The sequence below is a fragment of the Psychroflexus halocasei genome (genome assembly GCF_900107595.1).
In the GTDB taxonomy this organism is placed as follows: Bacteria; Bacteroidota; Bacteroidia; order Flavobacteriales; family Flavobacteriaceae; genus Psychroflexus; species Psychroflexus halocasei.
In genome coordinates, this window is record NZ_FNQF01000017.1 from 1 (window position 1) to 6760 (window position 6760).

A 6760-nucleotide genomic window follows, 5' to 3' on the forward strand; every position below is an offset into this window, starting at 1 on the left:
TGTGTGTGTGTAAATTAAACATTGACAGTATTATTTAAATTGTTAATAAAAAATAAATATATAGCAAATTTTGTTAAAAAAGCACAAATAAATAATTTATCTTAAATAATTAATGAAAAAATCGCTCAACAGCTTGACTCTTGAGGGATTTGTTTTGATTGTAAAAAACTCGCTCTTAAAACTCTAAGGCTGATTTTTTATTTCCTTTATTTTTAGTCGTAAAAACTTTATAAGCAAAATACATATATTTTCTAAGAATTCTTAAAAACCATTTACTTTAAAAAAACTATTATGTGTTGGCTACTCATCAGGACTAGTGCTAGCGGTGGATAGCAATGGAATTTCACAAGCTAGAGACAAATCTTATATTTATTCTTTTGGCAATTCTAAATTCGGTGGATTTATTATTGAAATCAACTAAATATACATCTTTAAAGTTTTCAAAAAATGAAGAGAAATCTTTATTTTGCGCGTAAATAATATTTTCAGCCCACATTTTATTCTTAATCGTATCGGTATTTATTTCAATAGGTGGATTTTTATTGTTTCTATTTTTATATGTCAATAGTAAAAATGGATAGCTCTTTCCAGTGATTTGTATTTTTTTTTGTAAAAACCCTAAATTTGATACTGAAAATTCTATTTTAGGTTTTATTTTATCTCCAAGCCTAATTTGATAAACTTCATAAATTAGAGTATCTTCATTTATCTGTGAAATTTCATGAATCGAGCAATCATCGAATAAAATGTACAAATCTTTTTTATTACTTTGAGAAAAAGTTATTGCGGGTAATAACAATATAAAGCATAATATATCTTTCATAAATTATATTTTTATAACTATCCAAGTTTTATTGACAATTGTTCTTAGCATCATTAATTTTATTTCGAAAATCAAGTATATATTGTTGTTTAGCAGGATTGTTAATTTGACTTACGTAATTAAGGTATTCACTGGTCAACTCCAATCCAATCCAAGAAACTGCGTCAGAAACCTGTAATTTCCAATCTGCATCAAAAATGTTTTGCGCTTCATTAATGAAATCAAAATTTTCATTCCCCCAATCATGATTCTCAAAGATATAATCTGCCAATTGTTGTTGATAAGTGGTTACCGAAAAAACGTTTTCATTAAATAAATCGTGCGACCACTGTGGGCTTAGAGTATTACTAGCTTTCATTGCACAAATTAATGCTGAAACCTTTCGGAAGTAGAAAGTGTGTTCATATTTAAGTTATTATAATTGGTTCCATCTCCACACCATTGTTGAGAGAAATTTGGTTCAAAACCTGGTTTTCCGCTAGCGCTCTCCCGATGCTTCAGGATGCAACGAGTGCTTTGCACAATTTTGCAAAACATATCTTCTATTTTTACAAATTCTATATTTTTCATAAATTTTTAAAACGCTTTTGTTGTAAAAAAACTCGCAGTGGCCACTCTTCATAGACGATCGCTGGCGAGAGCCAGCGGGGGTTCTATGTTTTTTCTAGAATATATTTCTAAAATTTAACCTCATCTATTCTCTTTTAAAGCGTTCATAAACATAGTAAAAGCCAGAGCCACTATCTATTAAAAAATATAATGAGCCTACTTGAGTTAAAACCCTTTTAAGGCTATCAAATTCAATATCATTCAGTTCTTTAGTATATAAAATTTTATCCTTTAAGGTTTCTATTTTTTCTTTTGAAATTTCCCTTTTCTTTAACCTAGCTAAAACTTGAACAATATTTTCATTACCTCCAGATAAAGTGCCTATATAAAGCTTTTTAATTTCATTATCATGAATACTAAGTTTATATTTAAACTTCTCTTTTGGAATTTCTTTCTGAATTTGAAAATAGTTTATTTGTAAACTATCAGATTCTGAAAATTCTCGAGTGTATAGGTTAACCGAACCTTTTGTCCCATTTAATAAAATGTAAAGTTCTGATTTTTCTTGTGCAAAACCACTTTTAAAAAAAAGAACAATTATGATACATACAATTATTGACCTTTGCATAATTAATTACAATTTTGGTTAGCAGAATTTTTAATAATTGTAATAATACCATTAAAATATCCCGTATCAACGGAATTATTACTTAACCAATTATCAAATTCTGTCGTTTATTCCAACCCACGCCAACTTGCATATTCTGCGGTTTTTTCTTTCCAATTACAGCCAAATTCGTTTTGCATTGTATACACAAATAAACCAGTTTCTTGATTCCAATCATGATTCTCAAAGATAAAATCTGCCAATTGTTGTTGATAAGGGGTTACCGAAAAAACGTTTTTATTAAATAAATCGTGCGACCACTGTGGGCTTAGAGTATTACTAGCTTTCATTGCACAAATTAATGCTGAAAACCTTTCAGAAGTAGAAAGTGTGTTCAAATTTAAATTGTTAATAAAAAATAAATATATAGCAAATTTTGTTAAAAAAACATAAAGGAATAATTTATTTTAAATAATTAATGAAAAAATCGCTCAACAGCTTGACTCTTAAGGGATTTGTTTTGATTTAATCCTTAACAATTGGCCTTAAAGATTTTAAATAATCAACTAAATCTTTTAATAAATATGGTGAAATATCAAAATCTATATGTTTAAAAGTTTTGTTGTTGAAATTAACTACTAAGGATTGCGGATAGCAATGCCCGCACTTAACCAAGGTTTGAGAATTTAGTGTGTTTATTCTTGCTTCTTTTAGCTTTCGTAATAAATCTTGATATTGATTATTATTTAATAGAAACTTATTCTCAGCGATTGTATCTATCTCTTTGATGCGAAAGCCATCTTCGTCTAATTCAAATTGACCTTTATCACTTTTTAAATACTTGCGTTTATATTCGATGATAATAACTCCTTGTTTGTCATTAATTTCTAATTTGTAATTATTTAAGTCAGACTCCGTTTTTACAAAAATGAGACTCTCAAAGTCAAATTCTAAATTTTTGATGTCGCTTCTTTTTATAAACTCAATTTTTTGATCAGTTTCAAAATAAGATTGAGCTAGCGCAGATGTTGGTTTTAAGACTAATCTACTTTCTGAAACTTCTTCTAAATGAAAGTTATATTGGTCATTGTAGAACTTTGAACCTTTGAAATAATTATTTTGAAAACTCAATATCGCTTCGTCAATCACCAATAAAAGTTCTAAATCTTCTCCATTCGGTTTAACTAAATAATTGTTTTGAGAACTCGCCAATTGTTTGATATTAATGACTTGGTTATTACTACTCACCCACTCATCTTTGATATCCAGGTATGTAAATTGTGCTTGAATGACGATTGTATAAAAGCAAAAAGTGAGGAAAGCGATAAATTTAAACCTATTCATAGTATGAACTCACCAAAAGTCGTTCCAATCAAACTTGTGATTATATTTAATTTAAAACCTAAAGACCCGGCGTAATATATCTTTCTCTAACTTGTATAAAATGATATTTAAAACCATAAATATCTGAAGCATCGTAAGGCATTTGAATGAAGTAGACTTGATGGGTGATGAGTTCTTTTCTGAAGCTTTCATAATTTCCTGATGAGCCATCAAACTCAAAAAGTGTTTTATTCTTTAAAAAACTCTCATCTGCAAACAATTGAATTAAAGGCGGGTAAAGTGTCTTCAACATATCCCGTCTAAAATTTGACACTTCTTTTTTTGTGGCTCCACTTTGCTTCACTCGTTCAGCAAAATTGAGATAATAATTCCTCGTTTTATTATAGCTTTTTAAGCTAACAGAATCTTTTTGATAATAGTTCAATTCGATGCCAAATTGAGGCGGACCAGATGAGTAACCTACCACTGATACAAATGGTTTTCCTTTTATTCTTTTACTATATCTAATACTATCTTGTTTTCTTTTTTGAGATAATTTGTCTTTTAAATTTTGGTTAGTAAAAAGAAATTTAAGATGGGTTGAGTGACTTTGATCAATTTTATTTCCGAAAATATCAATGTCATTGATGTACAGAAACTCTTTTATCACATCATCTTTAATTTGTATCACCAAAGTGTCCTTTTCTTGCGATTGAGCAACAAAAGATAAATTTAGAAGCAGAAGAAAAAAGATCAGATTTTTCATGTTTTTTTTTGATTATAACTTTGCATAAATACTAAACTTCACTTCTCTAGCAATGTATCTAAATCCTGGTTTGTCAGTTTTTTCGAGAATATAGATTTTACTCGCTTTTTCTAAGATATCATCCAAAATTTCTAGATTAGAAGATAACAAATAACTTATCGAAATTTTGTTTTCTATATATTTGCCTTCTTCAATAAATTTAGTTTCATATTTCCTGCTATCATAAAAGAAATTAAAATCATAACCGCTTCCATTGCCACCTCGTATGGCTTTTCTTAAGCTCGTACTATCCTGATCTGTAAAACTTAATACAACCATAGGATCATTTTGATTGGGAATCCTTAAATTATAGCTGATAAAGGAGAAATCTTCACCCTCAATTTCTGAGGATTTTTTGAAAATGTGATTCAAATTCTCATCAACAATGTATAATTCGTATCCATCATCCGCACTTCCCAATGTTTGTTTATCCTGCGATAAAACACAGATCGGAAGACATGTAATAAATAAAATAATAAAGTTTTTCATTCGATAAATTGTTTTATTAGAGACTGCCTTGAGCTTTGAACATCTCAACTTTATAAGCTTTAAATACATCTTCTTTTTCACCCCAACTTTCAACAACCATATAAATATTATTAGCCTCTTTTAAAATCTTTTCTATTGAGCTAAATTGAGTTACTGGAATCTCCTTGGTTGTGAAGCTATTTAAATTTTTCAAATTTTCTTTTCGTATTAATTTTGTTCTTAGACTGTCTTTTGGATGATGGTAAAAACCGATTGTCTGTTTATTAATATCCTGCCATTTTTTTCTTTTAACTCTTGACAATTTATTTTCAAATACTTCCTCTAAATAATAATCAAACTCTTCTAATGGTAAACTTTTTTCTATTAAAAAAGTAATTAAAGTATTGGGTCTGTATTTCTGAATAGAAATATTAAAATTTTCATCTTTTTCCTTTAGAATTAGATAAATATCAAAGGTTCTAGACTTCTGGGAATGTTGAGCAAAGCCTTTGATACTTCCACACAATAAGAAAATTAATATTATAAATGTTTGTCTCATAGGTTATTATTTCCAACATTCTAAATATACGATTTTAAAGATGCCATTTTACCAATGATAAGTCGTTTGTTAAAAAATATTGACTATAAATTCTGTTGAAAAACATATTTCAACAAATTAATTATGTAAAAATATAAGCGAAAAATCCCTTAACAGCTTGACTCTTGAGGGATTTGTATTTATAGATTTAATCTCGGTTATTCTATTACATTTTCAAAAAATGAAACTGGATAACAGATAAATTTTCCTTTTTCCAATTTTACAATTACAATTAATTTTTTGTACGGACTTAAATCTCTTAATTTTTTTCGATTATAGAAATTAAAATCATTTATACTTGTAAAATTTTCATGATTTCTGTTGATGGAAAATTGATAATATTTATTTGGCTTAACAGGTAAATGAAAGTTTGGAGGGTAAAGACTATCCCTATCAATCTTTCTCATATCCCTTTTATATTTTATTTTTTCTTTTTCAAGAAGCTCATTTTTCAAGTAAAAATTTATTTTACCATTATCTTTTTTTACACGATCTATATTAGTTTTAAATTCTAAATAAATCGTATCCTTAATAATCTGAGAATGCATCTTATAAAAGCAAATAGATATTATTAAAGTTATTATGTATTTCATATTATTGACAGTTTGGATTATTGTTAATAAAACTCTGATACCTATTTAAAATTATAAGCCTTTGTGATTGTGAAACATTGCTCCAAGCTACAGTAGTATTTACTGGTAGACCAGTACTTTCATCAATTAAACCGTTACCCATCAGTCCAGCCCAAGCTAAAGCATCTGCTTGGTCTTGTGTAAGTGAATTATCAAATTGCATCAAAAAACTTGAAATGGTTTCTCTGTAATGTTGAGCCATTAATTCATGTTGAACATTTGTTGGACTTTGACCATTTGTATCAAGCCACCATCTGGTATAATAATCTTGTAAGCCAGGAAAATCATTTCTCAATGATTGAATAAAAGACTCTGTCCATGGGATTTGGCCTTGTTGTGCCACTGATAAAAGCTTCCTATACATTTCTGCATGAATAATTTCATGAATAAATGTTCTCGCAACATCTGTTGATGGCCTCTCCAATTTATTAGGATTAAACTTAATTTCAATCATAAAATTATCTGGTTCATATGTAACAGCATTAGCGTTAGGATATGTACTATCAACACCTACACTAAAATATAAATGCGCAACAGGATTGTGGCCTTCGAAATTAGTTAAAAAATCTGAGGCGATATCAGACTTGTCTAATTGGTCAAAAACTAAATTTAAGCATTCGTTGACTACAAATTCATTTTCTTTTATTATTCTATCCTCCCAATCCACTTCTGCATCGGGTTGTCCATCACCATCATTGTCTTGCAGCGCTGGCATAGCTTCGCGTAAAAAAGCAAATGCTTCATCGCTATAATTGTTTTGTGCTAAAAAGGTAATTACACCTTGTTTTTGCGCTTCATTAATCAAATAATCGTCAAATTTACTGTAAACAAATTCTAAATCTGTTATCGGATTTTGTGTGTCTTTATAGTCTTGAAGAGCTTCATGAAAATGATTGATCGCATTGGTGCTAAATGAAGATTCTTTTAATAAAGACATAGAATTTATTAAAAACTG

General features: G+C 28.7%; 11 protein-coding genes. All 11 read right to left on the reverse strand.

All coding sequences use genetic code 11. The features are described 5' to 3' along the window. Positions 1–343 precede the first annotated feature (343 nt). Complete coding sequence (locus BLV84_RS11925; RefSeq protein WP_093245946.1) at positions 344–823, reverse strand: hypothetical protein; 480 nt, start codon at positions 821–823, stop codon at positions 344–346. Between the two features lie 28 nt (positions 824–851). Next, entirely contained in the window at positions 852–1181 is a 330-nt protein-coding gene (locus BLV84_RS11930; RefSeq protein WP_093245949.1) for a hypothetical protein, read from the reverse strand. An 8-nt stretch (positions 1182–1189) separates the two neighbouring features. Then, the gene (locus BLV84_RS12540) at positions 1190–1360 is read right to left on the reverse strand and encodes a hypothetical protein (RefSeq protein ID WP_159429430.1); all 171 of its coding nucleotides are present in this window, start codon (positions 1358–1360) and stop codon (positions 1190–1192) included. Positions 1361–1517: 157 nt separating this feature from the next. Beyond that, positions 1518–2000, reverse strand: a complete 483-nt coding sequence (locus BLV84_RS11940) for a hypothetical protein (RefSeq protein WP_093245954.1) — start codon at positions 1998–2000, stop codon at positions 1518–1520. Positions 2001–2107: 107 nt separating this feature from the next. Next, positions 2108–2377, reverse strand: a complete 270-nt coding sequence (locus tag BLV84_RS11945) for a hypothetical protein (RefSeq protein WP_143521371.1) — start codon at positions 2375–2377, stop codon at positions 2108–2110. A 127-nt stretch (positions 2378–2504) separates the two neighbouring features. Beyond that, positions 2505–3323, reverse strand: coding sequence for a hypothetical protein (locus tag BLV84_RS11950; RefSeq protein WP_093245962.1), 819 nt, complete (start codon positions 3321–3323; stop codon positions 2505–2507). A 58-nt stretch (positions 3324–3381) separates the two neighbouring features. Further along, on the reverse strand, positions 3382–4068 hold the full coding sequence (locus BLV84_RS11955; protein WP_093245966.1) for a hypothetical protein: 687 nt from the start codon (positions 4066–4068) through the stop codon (positions 3382–3384). Between the two features lie 12 nt (positions 4069–4080). Continuing rightward, positions 4081–4527, reverse strand: coding sequence for a hypothetical protein (locus BLV84_RS11960; RefSeq protein ID WP_159429431.1), 447 nt, complete (start codon positions 4525–4527; stop codon positions 4081–4083). Between the two features lie 85 nt (positions 4528–4612). Beyond that, a complete protein-coding gene (locus BLV84_RS11965) occupies positions 4613–5134 on the reverse strand; it encodes a hypothetical protein (protein ID WP_143521372.1) in 522 nt (173 codons plus the stop codon). 197 nt (positions 5135–5331) lie between these two features. Then, positions 5332–5766: a hypothetical protein gene (locus BLV84_RS11970; protein WP_143521373.1), complete on the reverse strand. Its 435-nt coding sequence runs from the start codon at positions 5764–5766 to the stop codon at positions 5332–5334. A gap of 1 nt (position 5767) precedes the next feature. Further along, a partial coding sequence (locus BLV84_RS11975) for a hypothetical protein (RefSeq protein WP_234953154.1) occupies positions 5768–6760 on the reverse strand: 993 nt, incomplete at its 5' end.

Bases quoted from the DNA above. Each gene is read 5' to 3' on its own strand.
- BLV84_RS11940 (WP_093245954.1), bottom strand. From the start codon at position 2,000: ATGCAAAGGTCAATAATTGTATGTATCATAATTGTTCTTTTTTTTAAA.
- BLV84_RS11930 (WP_093245949.1), bottom strand. From the start codon at position 1,181: ATGAAAGCTAGTAATACTCTAAGCCCACAGTGGTCGCACGATTTATTT.
- BLV84_RS11955 (WP_093245966.1), bottom strand. From the start codon at position 4,068: ATGAAAAATCTGATCTTTTTTCTTCTGCTTCTAAATTTATCTTTTGTT.
- BLV84_RS11970 (WP_143521373.1), bottom strand. From the start codon at position 5,766: ATGAAATACATAATAACTTTAATAATATCTATTTGCTTTTATAAGATG.
- BLV84_RS12540 (WP_159429430.1), bottom strand. From the start codon at position 1,360: ATGTTTTGCAAAATTGTGCAAAGCACTCGTTGCATCCTGAAGCATCGG.
- BLV84_RS11925 (WP_093245946.1), bottom strand. From the start codon at position 823: ATGAAAGATATATTATGCTTTATATTGTTATTACCCGCAATAACTTTT.
- BLV84_RS11965 (WP_143521372.1), bottom strand. From the start codon at position 5,134: ATGAGACAAACATTTATAATATTAATTTTCTTATTGTGTGGAAGTATC.
- BLV84_RS11950 (WP_093245962.1), bottom strand. From the start codon at position 3,323: ATGAATAGGTTTAAATTTATCGCTTTCCTCACTTTTTGCTTTTATACA.